Genomic DNA, 16,043 nt, shown 5'->3' with positions numbered 1-16,043 from the left:
GCGTTTGCCAGGAGATTGCGGCGTGGCGAGCTGGCTCTCCCGCGGTCGGCAAGACCAAGGGGTTATCGGTCGACCACGCCGCCTCTCGACACCTAATCTGGCAGATCGCCAAGAGATAAGGGGTTGGCGTGAGGGTACGGGTTTCAGGGGAACAATCAGCTCCAGGTGTACTGCTTCGTAATTCTCCAGATTAGTCAGAAGGGGCTGCTTTCCAATCCGCGCGATGCAACCCAAAGCGCCCTGCTCCAGAACCTCAAGATGTTGCCTACTCAGAAGCCGCCGGTTAAAAACCCGCGGCTTTTGTTTTGAATGAGCACCACCGCCATTCGAGTAAACACGGTCACCACGAGAGCAGCTAATAACAGGACGATGCAACGGCCAGGTGGGTGATACCGAAGCTCGGAAGGGGCATGTGCTGCTCGTGCACTCCAGTTCAGCGGCCCCATCCACGCCAATTAACGACTGCTCGCTGCGTTCTGTCAGCCGCTTTCAATCAGGGAATCGGGTGCTGAGCGCCACATACCCACCTGACCTCTCACCGTTTCCACGCGCAGCACTTGCCGTGATACACGAGCCAGCGCGTCGATTGACGATGTCGCGATCGCACCCAGCTTCATCAGGCACCCTGCGCCTGCAGCTTGATCGGGCCGGCGCAGATGCATTGCCGTTTCCTGCAACACCCCTCCATATGACGCATCTTGAATCGCTTGGCGGGCACAGCACCTGGCGCAAGCACTGATTGGTAGCTGACACCGCATACAAAAAAGCGAGGCATCCCGATGGAATGCCTCGCCTGTCTCACTCAATCACAGCATACCCGCCTGTGAAACGGTGCTATCAGCCCTCGCTCGTGGCGCATACCACCGCGTGCCCAGGCAAGCTCACGCGTCCATCCTCGATCACGCCCCGCTCCACCCCCGGGACATCCAGCTGTCCCCATGCGCCTGCAGGCAGCGCAAGCTCGGCAATGTCGGACGACAAATTGAAGGCCAACAGCACGACCTGGCCTGCATGCTCACGCCGAAACATCAGCACCGGCTCGGCGGTGTCGTAGAACGTGATCGTTCCTTCGCACAAGGCCGGCATGCGCTTGCGCCAGGCAAGAAACGCACGCACCGCGCTCAAAACCGACTGCGCATCGCTCTGCTGCACACTTACCGCCGCCAGACGTTGCGGCTCGGCCAACGGCAGCCACGGCTTGCCGCTAGTGAAACCCGCCGACGGCGCATCGGTCCACGGCATCGGCGTACGGCATCCATCGCGGCCCTTGAAAGTCGGCCAGAACGTAATGCCATACGGATCCTGCAGATCCTCGAATGCCACATCCGCCTCGCCCAGCCCAAGCTCCTCGCCCTGGTACAGGCAAACCGAACCACGCAACGAACACAGCAGCGCCACCACCATGCGAGCGAACGCAGGCGACGCATCTTCGCCGCCCCAACGTGTCACCGCACGCACCACATCGTGATTGGAAATCGCCCAACACGGCCATCCTTCCAACATGGTGGCCTCGAGCCTGCTGACCGTTTCGCGGATATAGGCCGCACTGTAATCCTGAACCAGCAGCTCGAAGCTGTAGCCCATGTGCAAGCGGCCCTTGGCGGTGTACTCGGCCGTGGTCGCCAACGAATCTTCCGAAGAAATCTCGCCCAGGCTCACCGCATTCGGATAGCGATCGAGCAGCGCACGCAGGCGCTCCAGGAACGCCAGGTTTTCCGGCTGCGTGTTGTTGAAGTAGTGATATTGATAGGCGTACGGATTGTCCGCGCTAAAGCCCCGCCCCACCCGCTTGTCGGCCGGCTTGGCCGGGTTATCGCGCAGCTGCGCGTCATGGAAGCAGAAGTTGATCGCGTCCAAGCGGAAGCCATCCACTCCACGGTCCAACCAGAACCGCACATTGTCCAGGGTTGCCTGCTGCACCTCGGCGTTATGGAAATTGAGGTCGGGCTGGTCGACCAGGAAGTTGTGCAGGTAGTACTGCTCGCGCCGCGGCTCCCACTGCCACGCCACACCACCGAATAGCGACAACCAGTTGTTGGGCGGCGTGCCGTCCGCCCGCGGGTCGGCCCAGACGTACCAGTCCGCCTTCGCATTGGTCTTGTCCTGCCGGCTTTCCTGGAACCACGCATGTTCGATCGAGGTATGGCTCAGCACTTGGTCGATCATCACCTTCAGCCCAAGCGCATGCGCCTTGTCGAGCAGACGGTCGAAATCCTCCAGCGTGCCGAACAGCGGATCCACCGCCCGATAGTCCGCGATGTCGTAGCCGAAATCGGCCATCGGCGACTTGAAGAACGGCGAGATCCAGATGGCATCCACGCCCAGCCCAGCGATGTAGTCGAGCTTGGCAATGATGCCCGGCAGATCGCCAACCCCATCGCCGTTGGAATCCAGAAAACTACGCGGATAGATCTGATAGATGACCGCCCCGCGCCACCATGGTGTCTGCAACATGCACGCCCCTCCCGGGCCACTGCTGGCAGCCAAGACGGCCACCGACTAAGGGCATTAGCCTAGCGGCGTGGCACTCCAACAGCGTGGGCGTGCATACGTATTCATTGCGCTTGCTGAAAGATCGCAAGGCCTTGGTCAAAATTGGGTGGGCGTCGGATCGGTAATCCCCCGCCCATTGGCTGAGGTCAGAAGTGGAATTTTCTCGTACCATTCCACGAGGAAATTCCATGAAGAAGTCCGCTTCACCGAAAGCCAGATCATCGCCGTGCTCAGCAGGCCGAGGCCGGTACGTCCGTGCCGGAGCTGTGCCGCGAACACGGCGTAAGCTCCCGGTCAAGCAGGCACTTCAAAAGTAGAGCTTTCGGCGTGCTTGTTGCGGTACTCGACCGGGGTCATTCCGCCGAGCGAATCATGGGATCTTGCTTCGTTGTAGTCGATCATCCACCAGTGAGCGGCTTCGCGCACATCATCGAGACTGGCGAAGAGATTCAGGTCGAGCACTTCCTCGCGGAACGTACGATTGAAGCGCTCAATGAAGGTATTCTGATTTGGCTTTCCCGGCTGGATGTACTGCAGTGCGACGCCATTGGTCTTGAGCCAGCTGGTGAACGCTTCGCCCAGGAACTCGGGGCCGTTGTCCGAGCGCACCACATGTGGCAAGCCATGATTGCGTTTGATCTGATCGAACACACGCACAAGCCATTGCGAGTTGATCGAGGTGTCAACCTCGATGTGCAGCGCCTCGCGATTGAAGTTGTCTAGCACGTTGGAGGTGCGAAAGCGTCGTCCGCATGCCAGCGCATCGCTCATGAAGTCGACCGACCAGACTGTGTCTGGTAGCCTCGGCACGTAGAGCGGCATCCGCTCACGCTTGGGAAGGCGACGCTTTGCAGCGCGGCGTAGGTTGAGCTTCATGGCCTTGTAAACGCGATAGATGCGTTCGGGATTCCAGCCTGGTTGCTGCTTGCAAAGGTAGTCGCTGTACTTCCAGAAGCCACGACTGGGGTGCGCTTCAACGTGACGCGCGATCTCGGCAATCAGCTCGGCATCGCGCACCGTCCAGTCCAGAGGCGGTGCGTACCAGGCGGCACGCGACAGCCCGACGCATGCACAGGACCGGCGCAACGGCCGCGCGTGGACCTCGATAAGGATCACACCGCCTCGCGCATACGCGCCGGCCCTAGAGTTTTTTTTTCGATCAGGTCCTTCATTGCCGCATTGTCGAGCGCCAACTCGGCGTACATCCGTTTGAGCTTGGCGTTTTTGGACTCGAGCTCCTTGACCCGCCGCAGCTCGGAAGCCTCCAAGCCGTCGTGCTTGCTCTTCCACTGGTAATAGGTCGCCGTGCTGATGCCGACTTGGCGACAGACGTCTTTGACTGGAACGCCTGCGTCGGCCTGCTTCAGCGTGGCGATGATCGGTGTCTCGGTGAACTTCGATGTGCGCATGGAACCTCCTGACTTGGGAACGATGCCAGAAAGATCTACTTATGCGGTGTCTGCGGATCGGGGGAGCTTATAGGCGCAGACGCGCATACAGGCCGTCGTCACCCATGTTGGGCAGACTCTTGCGGAAATTGCTCATGCTGCGCAGGTGCATCGGCGTGTCCAGCATGCCTTCTACCGCACGATAGATATCTTTTTCCTCACGGGCGCTGTACTCAGCCTTGCAGCCCAGCACCTTGATCAACTCGGCCAGAAATTGGGTGTTGGCTTCATTGCGCTCGCACTGGAAAGGATTGAAGCCAGTTGGCGCACCATTTTCCAGCGCCAGGTAGTTGCCGCCGCAAGCGCGCACGAAGATCTCCGCGCCGCGGTCCTTGTCGAAGAAGAGGATGCGTTGCGCACCTGCACGCAAAAAAAATGGCACCGGTCAGTGCCGGGGCCATCCATCGAGCGTTATCTGCCGTTAAAGGCTGGGGCCGCTGCGCGTCTCGGCGTGTTGCTGCGCTTGGTGCGCGTCTTGTTGGACCTGACGCTGTCCTTCCTCGGCCGCCTGGCGGCTGCTTTGTTCCAACGGTTGGTTCTGCGCCTGACTGCGATCCACGAACACACGCTGCATCGCCGGGTCGGTCATCTCGCCCTGCACCGCGAAGAAGCCGTCGCCGCTCTTGTTCGGCACCACATGGTCGACGCGTTGCAGACCACTAACCTTGGACTCGAACACGATTTGGCCAGCTGCCTGCTCGAGTTCCTTGCGGTTGGCAAAGCCGCCGCGCTCACCCAGCGCTTCGAGCTTACTTACTGCGCCGTTGTACATTGCGTGGTCGGGATGGCGCGGGTCGGACAGCAGGGGGCTGGATGATGCCTGTCCCGGCGCAGCAGAAGCGGCCGTCTGTTCGGCCCGCTTGGCAGCGTTCTGCGACAACGCCGTGCCCAAAGCAGCCTGCGTCTGGCCGCCCACCACGCCGTCTACGTGCAAACCATGCTCACGCTGGAATTGCTCAACCGCGTATTTGGTGTTGGCGCCAAAATCACCATCGGCGTGCAACGGCTTGCCGTCACGGCCGGTGGCACCAAACTGAGCAAGCTGACCTTGCAGCTGCTTCACTTGCTCGCCGCGCTCGCCTTGTTCCAGCTTGCCGTCACTGGCTTTCGAAACATGATGAGGTGTCGAACTAGACGTCACGTGGTGCTTGAGGTCGACACCATCGCGTTTCACGCTTTCGATCAGATCCGGAACGCGACGTTCCCAATTGCCTGCATACTCCTCGCATTCCTTGGCTGCCTTTACGCTCCAGGGCTTGCTAGGAGTAACCCCGTTGACGACGCGTCGCGCGTTGTAGACGTCGTGGCTATCATTATCGATATAGCGATCAAGAGGCTTACCTGTGAATAAGCCGTCACGCATACCGACAACTAAAACCTTCGCAGCGATTTCCGGCTCCTTGGCCATGTCCGGGTTGCGGACCATTTCACCGTTAAGGCCCAGCAACTTATCGAACTTTGCATAGTTGTAGTCGTGGGTGAGATGCACGTAGCCACGGCCATAAAATTCTTCGCCGCCGCTGTATCCAAGCTTGCGCGCTTGGCTGCGCCCGAAATCCTCTTCAGGCGCCTGAAAGTTACGCGTTTCATGCTGAGCCGTCGCCAGCATGTACGATATTTGCTTTGGATCGGTTACACCGTTTTCAAGAGCGGTTTTGACGATTAACCTAACGGAAGATTCCCGATCCACACCAAAGCCTTCGGTGCTTCGGCCATGTCCATCACTCATAGTATTCTCCGTACGTGCAGGTCATTAGAATTTGTTGTTGCATCATCGGCATTACAGAACCAGGGATGCGTTGCATGTACTCACTACAAACCATCCATCACCGCCTAGTTAGCCACCTCCTTCATTTCACCGTTTTGAAGACGCTCGATTTTTTTCTTCGGATTAGCGTGATCGTTCGTGTCTTCGGTTACCCGCTCTATCAACACCGGCTCGTTCTTCTTGAGTTCGTAGGTATCGAATACATGGATACAGCATCCATCCCCGGAAGTGGAAGTCAGCAAATTACCCTTCACGGAAAAAAGGCCATTAGCCATCACCGTAATATCGGACAGCGACTGGTTGAAAACGAGACGTTGTTGGGCGGCGTCAAAAAGATAGACGCTGTAAGAGGGGCCGCCATAATTACCCTCTTTACCAGACCAAAGCACTAAATCCTCATACCCATCGCCATTGATATCGGCCAGAATAATTGAGTGGCGGTTTTTCTTGTAAGTTTCGTCTAGTGGACCATGATAGAACGTGGAATTACTATCCAAATACAGTGATTCAGGCTCAAGAGCGATTGGCTTGACTCCTGGAAATCCCACCTCAACAACCGGCGAACGGTTGCATAGCATGATGTCTGGGATATCTTCATTGCAGCCCAGCGCCTTAATTGAAACAGAAATACCGTCGATATCTACGCTAATCTCGCCCTGACTATTGAGCGTGGCATTGACAGTTGACGGCATTTTCAATTCCTTTTGAGGCGTGGATTCAGGCTTTTTACCGACTTGATCTTCAGTAGGTGTTTTCTCTCCATCAGCTTTTGCGGATGGGGCAGTGCTAGGGCTACATGCTGTGATTGAGACGACGCAAGCTAAATATAGCACTCCCACCACAGCTCTGGTTAGTACACGCTCCAACATAGAAAATCCTTCCGTCAGTACTTTTTAAAGATTGGATCAGAGCATCCTGAATACATGAACCGACACTCTTTGCCACCACTTTTCTTATACCTGCTTGTAGCCAGATCAACTGCCCGCTCTCATGAATTAACGCGCTTACGTTCTTCACTGTAACGCCTATCCTGCAGTAGTGTCACGATTCACGGCTCTGGAGCCTGCCTGCGGAGTTTGAGAAGTACTCGAACCAACGACTTGAGGCGAGGTAGCACGAACATCATCTGTACGCCTATTGTCATTACTGCTCAACTGAGTGGGAGTATAAGACCCCGGCGCCTGCCCGTGCGGCCCAGGCGATCCACCGGCCGATGTAGCGCCTCCGATCTGCGAATACGCCATGAAGCTGCCCAGCGTGCCCTGGAAGAAGAATGCTGCCATCGGCGGAGTCGTCAGGATCAGGAGCGTCAACAATACGCCCATCCCGCCCGTTTGCATGGCCTGGCTTGTGATGCCGTTCGTGAAATCGGTTTACAACAATATGCCAAGCCCCTTGACCGCCCAAAGCGATCCGGCAACCTTCACGACCATCTTCATGCAAATCGACACCATGGCAGCCAACACGCCCATCGAGAACATCGTGCCGATCCCGTAAAGCAGCCACTTCTGGAACAGCTGCTTGATCTGGTCGAAGAGCAGGCACAGGATGAACAGCGGACCAAAACCGACGAACATCGCAATGGCCACCTGATACAGCAACAACATGGCAGCAGCCGTCAGCGCCGGTCCACCGGTGCCGATGCCCGTCATCCACATCGCGGTGGCTTTTTCCTCCTGCAGTCCCTTGTCATCCATCACTCGCAGTACGTCGATCGTGGTCAGCGCAACCTGCATCCAGGCCAGGCTCTAGTCAATTAGAATATAAAAAATAAACCCATTAAAAACTTTTAAATACAGGGTCTGTACAATCCGAATAAAGCACCTTACAAGATTTACCCGATAGCTTCTTGCAAGTATTGTCCGCGTTTCGCTCGGCATCCTGCAAATCCAATCCTCCCTCAAAAGCAGTAACTCCCCCACCGATCACTTGCGACATTCCGACACAACCGTTCCTGTAGGTGTATATAATTTTGCACCCACGAGACTCGCCACCGCACATATCCAACGCAGACTTGGACGCGTCACGCTTGCTCAACTTGCCGGATGCAGTACCTAAGTCGCCACCATCTTTTCGACCTGCAACTGCCCCCCACGTTTTAATCCATTTACCCGTTGCCCTCGGTGCTGAGTTCGCACCAGCCCCTCCACCCTGAGGTATAGGCGCACAACCCGCGGCGCCCTGTCCTCCGATGGGATAATATCCTGGAGGACAATTACCCTCTGCAAACGATCTAAAGGCCAATAAGAATAGACAGAAAAAAATGATAGCTTTAATCATAAATCACCTAGATTGCCCATAGCGCTTGTATTTAGATAGTTACTCGCGAGAACGCTTCATGTCGTTTGATGTTGGGGCTTGTGCCATTGCACCAGGAGATACGCTTGGGGCGGAAGAAGGTCCTGAACTAGGCAGTGCAGCGCGATATTCCGGTAAGGACGGGGAAGCCGAGGATTGGGACTCTCTGGCGGGTGCTGGTGGAGTATAAGACCCCGGCGCCTGCCCCTGCGGCCCAGGCATACCGCATGTTGGTCACGCCCAGAGTTAGGCGAGGCAGCTCGAATTCACTATGCTGACGACAACTGAAGATGAAACTTCTTTGGCCGTCGCCGGCAGCGTATAAGACCCGAGGCCTATCATAAAATTCCCGCTAATGTTGGGCTTCTTCGCGGCATGAGCAAATTCAAGCCATTCAAAGTAACTATCTAAAAGAAGCGCGAACTCTATTTATATTTCCTAAAATTCGCCTGACTGCATTCTGAATAAATCACTTTGCAGTCGTCATATTTTTTCCCGCAAACTTCCATTGCGAGCTGTTCAGCACGCTTAATTGAGTCAGCCTGGTAACTGGAAGACCTATTCGCCTTTGCAGAGCCAGCCATTGCAATACAACCATTCTTATAGTCAATGATAGCTTTACAACCACTTCCGCCACCCTCAGTACATCTAGACGCAGCCAACTTACGCGCTGCTCTTTTTGAGGATTCACCAGATGAAACGCCTATACGAAGACCCGCATCATCTACAGCAATAGCCCCCCATCTCGTTTGCCATTCGCCAGTAGCCTGCGGGACTCCGCTCGTTTGTCCGGAACTAATAGGCGCACATCCAGCCGCGCCCTGCCCACCAATCGGATAATAACCCGGCGGACAGTTGCCTTCAGCTAAGACTGGAATTGGGACTAAAAGTAATATAAAGAAGAAGATCGTTAATTTTTTCATTCATCATGCTCCTAGACCACGTTTCCCAGATTCGCTAGGCTCAGATTGTTGACCTGTTGTGCGAGCACCCGTCAGCACGCTAGGGTTACCTACGTTAGCATCTTGCTGCTGCCTCTCGCCCCCGCTTAATCTGGCGGGAGTATAAGACCCCGGCGCCTGCCCCTGCGGCCCAGGCGATCCGCCGGCCGATGCAGCGCCACCAATCTGCGAATACGCCATGAAGCTGCCCAGCGTGCCCTGGAAGAAGAAAGCTGCCATCGGCGGAGTCGTCAGGATCAGGAGCGTCAACAATACGCCCATCCCGCCCGTTTGCATGGCCTGGCTTGTGATGCCGTTCGTGAAATCGGTTTGCAACAATATGCCAAGCCCCTTGACCGCCCAGAGCGATCCGGCAACTTCGACCACCATCTTCATGCAGATCGACACCATGGCAGCCAACACGCCCATCCAGAACATCATGCCGATCCCGTAAAGCAGCCACTTCTGGAACAGTTGCTTGGTCTGGTCGAAGAGCAGGCACAGGATGAACAGCGGACCAAAACCGGCGAACATCGCAATGGCAACCTGGTACAGCAACAACATGGCAGCAGCTGGGGCGCTGCCCTACCGACACCTTTGCGCCTAAAGCAGATCGTGGCGCCCCCATAACTCACCACGTAGTGGGCATCGAACATGCTAACAGACAGTCACTTGAAAATTATTAATTTCATAAACTTTAAATATAGCTCAATACTAAAAACCACCCGTACACCCAACTCAAGAATCTAAAAAACCCGACTAGTATCGCCGAAATTCTGACATGCTACATTCTGTATAGACAAGCTCGCAACTTTTAATTTTTGACTTAGATTCACAAGCTTCCAGCGCAAGCTTTTTTGCCTCTTCTACTGACTTCGCTCCCTGTATCGTGCTACCTCCCCCATCTAACGAACGTGCTACGGCAGCGCACTGATTATAGTATACGAAATTAACCTTGCAGGTCTTGCCACCCAATCCCAGGCAGTCTTGTAAGGCTGCACGCTTGGCATCGGACTTACTTTTATTCCGAGCAGACGCGCCGAGAACTCCTACAGCTGCATCTATAGCGAAGGCTCCCCAGCGCTTCTCCCACTCGCCTGTAGCTTGAGGCAATCCAGGACTACTTCCTCCTCCACTAATTGGTGCACATCCTGCAGCTCCTTGGCCCCCAATAGGGTAATAGCCCGGGGGACACTGACCCTCGGCATAAACATTGCTCGCCATCAGGAGAAATAATACAACGAGTGGAAGTAGCTTCATTTTCATGATCTTAAATCACGATGGGCAGCCTTCGATCCAGCATCGGCGTTGCTGGTTTGTGGCTATGTACCTCCTCCTCCCATTCGCACATCGTTACTTTGCTGAGTGGAAGGAGAAGTATTGACGCTTTGTGCTGGCGTATAAGACCCCGGTGCCTGCCCCTGCGGCCCAGGCGATCCGCCAGCCGAGGCCGCATCGCCAATCTGCGAGTACGCCATTAGTAAAGTTGCAACACGTCGTTGACTAAAGAAAACCCCCGCCACCCTGAGCACTCGGGAACAAACCAGAAGATCCTGCAATTAATATTATTAAAAAACTATGCTGCGAAAGACGTTATCAATACCGTCTAAACTCGGCCAAACTACATGCCGAATAAGTAATCCGACAATCTTGGTGAGCACATTCCTTAAGAGCACTTTCTTCAGCGAGCGCTGCAGATTTATGTAGAAATGTATTAAGCCGCTCTAATGTCCGAGACTGAGCCTGGGCTACACAGCTGTTCTTGTACACTAACGTTATCTTGCACTCCTCTCCACCAGTCTGAACGCAGAGATCCAAGGCCCTTTTCTTGGCAGAGGATTTTTTTTTCTCGCTATCGGAGGCGCCTAAGACTGAATTATCCTTGCTTCTTGCTAGCGCTCCCCACCTGGTGTCCCACTGCCCGGTTGGTTGAGGGGACCCCGACGAACCTGAGCTCATTGGCGCGCAGCCTGAAACGCCCTGCCCTCCAATCGGATAGTAGCCAGGTGGACAATTGCCCTCGGCAAAAGCCGTCTGCCCAAACAAAAAGATAGTAAAAATCAATAAAAACCTAATTTGCTTCATATTATTCACCGGAATTTCTATTTGACGCACGCCCGCCTGACACTTGTGCTTGAGGCGCACTCGAACTAGCCACACGCGTATCTGCGGCTCGTAAGTTTTCAGTGCTACTAACTGTGCTAGACGGCGCAGCAGGCGTATAAGACCCCGGCGCCTGCCCCTGCGGCCCCGGCGATCCACCGGCCGATGTAGCGCCACCGATCTGCCAATACGCCATGAAGCTGCCCAGCGTGCCCTGGAAAAAGAATGCTGCCATCGGCGGAGTCGTCAGGATCAGGAGCGTCAACAACGGGCTGAGCTCACACTGAAGTACAGTGTATCAGCATTCGTGGCGCCGAACCCAGCCCTGCAAGTCGCTAGATATTTAGCAGATAGCTGTCTTGGACGTATAAAATTTTTCTTCCGACTGAGTAAAAATGAAAAATTTAATTTTACTATACAGAATGAGAAATTCATAGACCATGCCGGTCTGATTAACCCCAGAATCCCAACTCAGAAACGCTTAAAAAATGGCTCTGAACAGACGGAATGCACCAACTTACAGGAGTTACCCGACTTTTGCTTACAGGAGTTGTCAGAGTTCTGCTGAGCAGCTAGCAGATCGGGCCCGCCCTCAATAGTGTAGATGCCCCCTCCAATGACCTGCGACATACCAATACAAGCGTTTCTAAATGTGTATTTGATCATGCACCCCTCCGAACCATCTGCACAGGAGTCTATGGCAGATTTCACGGCGTCACGTTTACTCAACTTACCCGACGAGGTGCCCATCGTGCCATCGGGTGCCATAGCGATTGCCCCCCAAGTTTTTATCCACTTACCGGTCGCTCTCGGTGCCGTACCTGAGCCTGCGCCACTTTGGGGTATAGGAGCGCAACCGGCAGCGCCTTGCCCCCCAATTGGATAATATCCCGGAGGGCAGTTGCCTTCCGCCAGTGATTCAGAAGATAGAAAAACAAAAAATAATAGCAGGAAAATCTTAACCATGATGGCACCCTAAAGCACGAATGGTTGAAGTTAAACTTTTACCCACGAGAACGGCTCATATCATTTGAAGTTGGCGCTTGAGCCATCATGCCGGAAGACGTGCTAGACCCCGAATACGCTCCTGAATTTGGCGATGTAGCTCGCACTTCCGGTGCCGACGAGGAAGCCGACGGTCCACTCTCTCTAGCAGGACTAGATGGAGTGTAAGACCCCGGCGCCTGCCCCTGCGGCCCAAGCGATCCACCGGCAGATGTAGCGCCACCGATCTGCGAGTACGCCATGAAGCTGCCCAGCGTGCCCTGAAAGAAGAATGCTGCCATCGGCGGGGTCGTCAGGATCAGGAGCGTCAACAATATACGTCCATCCCGCCCGTTTGCATGGCGTAGCTTATAATGCCGCTAGTTAAATCCATGCCTAACGCTACGCCCAGCCTCTGCACTACCCGACCTCTGTGACACCTTTCACTGCCCATAGCGAGCCAACGACCTTGGCGAGCATCTCCATTGAGATCGACATCATGCGGCGAGCCCCCATCAGGAACACCGTACCGGTGCCATAGAGCAACGATTTCTGAAAGATTTGATTGATTTAATCTAACGCAATCAAATTAATTTATTACTGCCGTTTAAAATTTAGATAGATATTAATTGAATTATTTAAATAGCATTGACGCGTGAAATTTTTATAGCAAATTACTTTAGTACGCTTTGAATTCCGGATCACTGCAAGCCGAATAAGTTAGCTTGCAATCTGAAACACCGCGCCCCTCACACTTTTCAGTAGCCATTTTAAGAGCTTGCTTACTGTCCGGCGCGGAGATTACGCTTGAGTTCGCAGCAGACTGAGACTCAACGACAGCAACACAAGCGCTCTTGTAAACAAATACGATTTTGCAAGCCTTAGCGCCATCTTGACTGCAAAAATCGATAGCAGCATGGCGCGCAGCTGATTTAGATTTTTCCCCTGCCGCGACCCCGAGCGTTTGCGTGATCTCATCTCTTGCTAGAGCTCCCCAACGAGTTTTCCACTCACCAGTAGGCTGAGGCGAAGAGTTTGCACCTTGGCTATTAATAGGTGCGCATCCCGAGACACCTTGACCTCCTATGGGATAATAGCCCTGGGGGCAATTGCCTTCAGCGAGCACCGGCCAAGCACATGAAAAGAGGATAAGCAACAAACCTAGCTGAAATAAAATTTTCATAAGGATCTCTACGAATTCTGGCTTCTTTCAGAAGCTCGACTGCCGCTATTTTGTTGTTGAATAGGGGAAGATCCAATAACTTGCCGATTATTTCCAAAATCATTCGAGCCAAGGGACTCAATCGGCCTAGGCGGAGTGTACGACCCCGGCGCCTGCCCCTGCGGCCCAGGCGATCCGCCGGCCGATGTAGCGCCGCCGATCTGCGAGTACGCCATGAAGCTGCCCAGCGTGCCCTGAAAGAAGAATGCTGCCATCGGCGGGGTCGTCAGGATCAGGAGCGTCAACAATACGCCCATCCCGCCCGTTTGCATGGCCTGGCTTGTGATGCCGTTCGTGAAATCGGTTTGCAACAATATGCCAAGCCCCTTGACCGCCCAGAGCGATCCGGCGACCTTGACCACCATCTTCATGCAGGATCGACAGCAACAATAATTGATTACAAATCAATATTGTCGAAACTAAGGACCAAGCATGCAACTAAGCGCATTTCCCGATTCCAAGATGGCACCTTAAATTCAAAAGCCAACCAAAAAACGCATGGACCTAGAATCTGTTAAAAGAAGCGCTACTGCAATCCGAGTAAACGATTTTGCAGTCGGTCTCCGCACATGTAGCCAGCGTCAGCTTCTCTGCTTCAGCCTTCGTTGAAGAAATAGACGTATTCGACTTATTGGCAGCAGTAGACTCAGCTACTGCTATACAAGCGTTCTTGTATGTCACTGTTGCCTCGCAGTGTTCACCGCCTAACTTTTGACACTCTGCAATAGCATTCTTACGAGCTGCCGACTTCGATTTTTCACGTACAGACACGCCAACGACGGTATCTGCTTTGTCTCTAGCCAGCGCTCCCCAACGCGTACTCCACTCTCCGGTGGGTCTAGCTTCCTGCCCTGAGTTGCCCCCCATGGGTGCGCAGCCGGAAACACCCTGGCCACCTATTGGATAGTAACCCGGCGGACAGGAGCCTTCAGCGAAACAGATTCCTGGAAGTGAAAAAATTAAAGCCACCGAACCGTTGTATAGTAATTTCTTCATTATGCGACCTATACGTTATATTCGCGCGGTGCAGCACGTGCTCCAGAGGGTTCAAACTGATCCACTCCAGATCCTCCCCAGCGCTGCCCCGAAGCCCGAGTTGCCTCACTAGACGCTTGTTGTGAGGTCCCGGTAGGTGCACTCGGAGTATAAGACCCCGGCGCCTGCCCCTGCGGCCCAGGCGATCCACCGGCCGATGTAGCGCCACCGATCTGCGAGTACGCCATGAAGCTGCCCAGCGTGCCCTGGAAGAAGAATGCTGCCATCGGCGGAGTTGTCAGGATCAGGAGCGTCAACAATACGCCCATCCCGCCCGTTTGCATGGCCTGGCTTGTGATGCCGTTCGTGAAATCGGTTTGCAACAATATGCCAAGCCCCTAGACCGCCCAAAGCGATCCGGCGACCTTCACGACCATCTTCATGCAGGATTGACAGCAACAATAATGACTATAAATCAATATTGTCGAAACTAAGGACCAAGAATTCACCACTTGCAGTACGTCGATCGTGGCCAGCACAACCTGCATCCAGGCCAGGCTCTAGTCAATTAGAATACAGAAATAAACCCATTAAAAACTTTTAAATACAGGGTCTGTACAATCTGAATAAAGCACCTCACAAGATTTGCCAGATAACTTCTTGCAAGTATTGTCTGCGTTTCGCTTCGCATCCTGCAAATCCCCCCCTCCTGCAAAAGCATAAACCCCTCCACCAACCACTTGCGACATTCCGATACAACCGTTCCTATAGGTGTATATAATTTTGCACCCACGAGACTCGCCACCGCACATATCCAATGCAGACTTGGCCGCGTCACGCTTACTCAACTTACCGGACGCGGTACCTAAGTCACCACCATCCTTTCGACCTGCAACTGCCCCCCACGTTTTAAGCCATTTACCCGTTGCCCTCGGTGCTGAGTTCGCACCAGCCCCTCCACCCTGAGGTATAGGCGCACAACCCGCGGCGCCCTGCCCTCCGATTGGGTAATATCCTGGAGGGCAATTACCCTCCGCAAACGACTCAAAAGCCAATAGGAGTAGAAAGAAAAAAAGGATAGCTTTAATCATAAATCACCTAGATCGTCCATAGCGCTCGTATTTAGATAGTTACTCGCGAGAACGCTTCATGTCGTTTGATGTTGGGGCTTGTGCCATTGCACCGGAGATACGCTTGGGTCGAAAGAAGGTCCTGAACTAGGCAGTGCAGCACGATATCCCCCTGCAGAAGAGTCGACCGTGGATTGGGACTCTCTGGCGGGTGCTGGTGGAGTATAAGACCCCGGCGCCTGCCCCTGCGGCCCAGGCGATTCGCCGGCCGATGTAGCGCCACCGATCTGCGAGTACGCCATGAAGCTGCCCAGCGTGCCCTGGAAGAAGAATGCTGCCATCGGCGGAGTTGTCAGGATCAGGAGCGTCAACAATACGCCCATCCCGCCCGTTTGCATGGCCTTGCTTGTGATGCCGTTCGTGAAATCGGTTTGCAACAATATGCCAAGCCCCTTGACCGCCCATAGCGATCCGGCAACCTTGACCACCATCTTCATGCAGATCAACACCATGGCAGCCAACACGCCCATCGAGAACATCGTGCCGATCCCGTAAAGCAGCCACTTCTGGAACAGTTGCTTGATCTGTTCGAAGAGCAGGCACAGGATGAACAGCGGACCAAAACCAACAAAGATCGCAATGGCGATCTGGTAAAGCTACAACATGGCAGCGCCGGACCGCCGGTACCAAGGCCCGTGAAACACATTGCTATGCCTTCTCTCGCTGCAGCCCTTCATCGGC

16 protein-coding genes, 1 other RNA gene and 2 pseudogenes are annotated in these 16,043 nt (G+C 54.4%); 2 read left to right on the top strand and 17 right to left on the bottom strand.

Annotated features, from left to right (window positions below; all coding sequences use genetic code 11):
* The first annotated feature begins 410 nt into the window (after nt 1–410).
* Nucleotides 411–485, top strand: a non-coding RNA gene (locus tag A7D17_RS05105) — sX9 sRNA.
* A 352-nt stretch (nt 486–837) separates the two neighbouring features.
* Here the strand turns inward: A7D17_RS05105 and A7D17_RS05100 are convergent.
* On the bottom strand, nt 838–2,454 hold the full coding sequence (locus A7D17_RS05100) for an alpha-glucosidase (protein WP_064508103.1): 1,617 nt from the start codon (nt 2,452–2,454) through the stop codon (nt 838–840).
* Between the two features lie 196 nt (nt 2,455–2,650).
* Between A7D17_RS05100 and A7D17_RS24790 the strand changes: the two are divergent.
* Nucleotides 2,651–2,785, top strand: a pseudogene (locus A7D17_RS24790) (transposase); the annotation flags it as partial.
* Nucleotides 2,786–2,787: 2 nt separating this feature from the next.
* Here the strand turns inward: A7D17_RS24790 and A7D17_RS22605 are convergent.
* The 16 genes and pseudogenes from A7D17_RS22605 to A7D17_RS25065 all read right to left on the bottom strand — a co-directional run bounded on the left by A7D17_RS22605 (nt 2,788) and on the right by A7D17_RS25065 (nt 15,901).
* Nucleotides 2,788–3,902 (bottom strand): IS3 family transposase gene (locus tag A7D17_RS22605; RefSeq protein ID WP_239692142.1). Its coding sequence is split into 2 segments (ribosomal slippage): nt 2,788–3,608 and nt 3,608–3,902, totalling 1,116 coding nucleotides; the frame shifts between segments, so codons are not numbered across the junction.
* Between the two features lie 73 nt (nt 3,903–3,975).
* A pseudogene (locus tag A7D17_RS05085) lies at nt 3,976–4,290 on the bottom strand (VirB4 family type IV secretion/conjugal transfer ATPase); the annotation flags it as partial.
* A gap of 72 nt (nt 4,291–4,362) precedes the next feature.
* Nucleotides 4,363–5,670 carry an XVIPCD domain-containing protein gene (locus tag A7D17_RS25075; protein ID WP_153041901.1) on the bottom strand — a complete coding sequence of 436 codons (1,308 nt, stop codon included), beginning with the start codon at nt 5,668–5,670 and terminating at the stop codon, nt 4,363–4,365.
* A 104-nt stretch (nt 5,671–5,774) separates the two neighbouring features.
* Entirely contained in the window at nt 5,775–6,578 is an 804-nt protein-coding gene (locus tag A7D17_RS22600; RefSeq protein ID WP_239692141.1) for an FG-GAP repeat protein, read from the bottom strand.
* Nucleotides 6,579–7,082: 504 nt separating this feature from the next.
* Complete coding sequence (locus A7D17_RS25070) at nt 7,083–7,445, bottom strand: type IV secretion system protein (protein WP_323209739.1); 363 nt, start codon at nt 7,443–7,445, stop codon at nt 7,083–7,085.
* Nucleotides 7,446–7,488: 43 nt separating this feature from the next.
* A complete protein-coding gene (locus A7D17_RS25210; RefSeq protein WP_082861758.1) occupies nt 7,489–7,989 on the bottom strand; it encodes a DUF4189 domain-containing protein in 501 nt (166 codons plus the stop codon).
* A 443-nt stretch (nt 7,990–8,432) separates the two neighbouring features.
* Nucleotides 8,433–8,930 (bottom strand): DUF4189 domain-containing protein, encoded by a 498-nt coding sequence (locus tag A7D17_RS24425; RefSeq protein ID WP_082861757.1) that lies wholly within the window; start codon nt 8,928–8,930, stop codon nt 8,433–8,435.
* Between the two features lie 3 nt (nt 8,931–8,933).
* Entirely contained in the window at nt 8,934–9,512 is a 579-nt protein-coding gene (locus tag A7D17_RS05060; protein WP_064508098.1) for a type IV secretion system protein, read from the bottom strand.
* A gap of 195 nt (nt 9,513–9,707) precedes the next feature.
* Entirely contained in the window at nt 9,708–10,172 is a 465-nt protein-coding gene (locus tag A7D17_RS25205) for a DUF4189 domain-containing protein (RefSeq protein WP_425479573.1), read from the bottom strand.
* A 372-nt stretch (nt 10,173–10,544) separates the two neighbouring features.
* Complete coding sequence (locus tag A7D17_RS25200; RefSeq protein ID WP_425479572.1) at nt 10,545–10,907, bottom strand: DUF4189 domain-containing protein; 363 nt, start codon at nt 10,905–10,907, stop codon at nt 10,545–10,547.
* Between the two features lie 615 nt (nt 10,908–11,522).
* Nucleotides 11,523–12,017: a DUF4189 domain-containing protein gene (locus A7D17_RS25195; RefSeq protein ID WP_082861754.1), complete on the bottom strand. Its 495-nt coding sequence runs from the start codon at nt 12,015–12,017 to the stop codon at nt 11,523–11,525.
* 697 nt (nt 12,018–12,714) lie between these two features.
* Nucleotides 12,715–13,218 (bottom strand): DUF4189 domain-containing protein, encoded by a 504-nt coding sequence (locus A7D17_RS22560; RefSeq protein WP_082861753.1) that lies wholly within the window; start codon nt 13,216–13,218, stop codon nt 12,715–12,717.
* Nucleotides 13,219–13,226: 8 nt separating this feature from the next.
* On the bottom strand, nt 13,227–13,628 hold the full coding sequence (locus tag A7D17_RS05055) for a hypothetical protein (RefSeq protein WP_239692140.1): 402 nt from the start codon (nt 13,626–13,628) through the stop codon (nt 13,227–13,229).
* A 133-nt stretch (nt 13,629–13,761) separates the two neighbouring features.
* Entirely contained in the window at nt 13,762–14,124 is a 363-nt protein-coding gene (locus tag A7D17_RS25190; protein WP_425479571.1) for a DUF4189 domain-containing protein, read from the bottom strand.
* A 698-nt stretch (nt 14,125–14,822) separates the two neighbouring features.
* On the bottom strand, nt 14,823–15,323 hold the full coding sequence (locus A7D17_RS25185; RefSeq protein WP_082861751.1) for a DUF4189 domain-containing protein: 501 nt from the start codon (nt 15,321–15,323) through the stop codon (nt 14,823–14,825).
* A gap of 56 nt (nt 15,324–15,379) precedes the next feature.
* On the bottom strand, nt 15,380–15,901 hold the full coding sequence (locus tag A7D17_RS25065) for a conjugal transfer protein TrbL (RefSeq protein ID WP_338063131.1): 522 nt from the start codon (nt 15,899–15,901) through the stop codon (nt 15,380–15,382).
* Nucleotides 15,902–16,043: the final 142 nt, after the last annotated feature.

The sequence above is a fragment of the Xanthomonas floridensis genome (assembly GCF_001642575.1).
Lineage (GTDB): Bacteria > Pseudomonadota > Gammaproteobacteria > Xanthomonadales > Xanthomonadaceae > Xanthomonas > Xanthomonas floridensis.
Note: the sequence above shows the minus strand (reverse complement) of the source record. Positions and strands in the feature narration are given on the sequence as shown.

What these genes read in the sequence shown, in the direction of transcription:
- A7D17_RS05100 (WP_064508103.1), bottom strand. Translation starts at nt 2,454, where the DNA reads ATGTTGCAGACACCATGGTGGCGCGGGGCGGTCATCTATCAGATCTAT.
- A7D17_RS25075 (WP_153041901.1), bottom strand. Translation starts at nt 5,670, where the DNA reads ATGAGTGATGGACATGGCCGAAGCACCGAAGGCTTTGGTGTGGATCGG.
- A7D17_RS22600 (WP_239692141.1), bottom strand. Translation starts at nt 6,578, where the DNA reads ATGTTGGAGCGTGTACTAACCAGAGCTGTGGTGGGAGTGCTATATTTA.
- A7D17_RS25070 (WP_323209739.1), bottom strand. Translation starts at nt 7,445, where the DNA reads ATGCAGGTTGCGCTGACCACGATCGACGTACTGCGAGTGATGGATGAC.
- A7D17_RS25210 (WP_082861758.1), bottom strand. Translation starts at nt 7,989, where the DNA reads ATGATTAAAGCTATCATTTTTTTCTGTCTATTCTTATTGGCCTTTAGA.
- A7D17_RS24425 (WP_082861757.1), bottom strand. Translation starts at nt 8,930, where the DNA reads ATGAAAAAATTAACGATCTTCTTCTTTATATTACTTTTAGTCCCAATT.
- A7D17_RS05060 (WP_064508098.1), bottom strand. Translation starts at nt 9,512, where the DNA reads ATGTTGTTGCTGTACCAGGTTGCCATTGCGATGTTCGCCGGTTTTGGT.
- A7D17_RS25205 (WP_425479573.1), bottom strand. Translation starts at nt 10,172, where the DNA reads ATGGCGAGCAATGTTTATGCCGAGGGTCAGTGTCCCCCGGGCTATTAC.
- A7D17_RS25200 (WP_425479572.1), bottom strand. Translation starts at nt 10,907, where the DNA reads ATGAGCTCAGGTTCGTCGGGGTCCCCTCAACCAACCGGGCAGTGGGAC.
- A7D17_RS25195 (WP_082861754.1), bottom strand. Translation starts at nt 12,017, where the DNA reads ATGGTTAAGATTTTCCTGCTATTATTTTTTGTTTTTCTATCTTCTGAA.
- A7D17_RS22560 (WP_082861753.1), bottom strand. Translation starts at nt 13,218, where the DNA reads ATGAAAATTTTATTTCAGCTAGGTTTGTTGCTTATCCTCTTTTCATGT.
- A7D17_RS05055 (WP_239692140.1), bottom strand. Translation starts at nt 13,628, where the DNA reads ATGAAGATGGTGGTCAAGGTCGCCGGATCGCTCTGGGCGGTCAAGGGG.
- A7D17_RS25190 (WP_425479571.1), bottom strand. Translation starts at nt 14,124, where the DNA reads ATGGGGGGCAACTCAGGGCAGGAAGCTAGACCCACCGGAGAGTGGAGT.
- A7D17_RS25185 (WP_082861751.1), bottom strand. Translation starts at nt 15,323, where the DNA reads ATGATTAAAGCTATCCTTTTTTTCTTTCTACTCCTATTGGCTTTTGAG.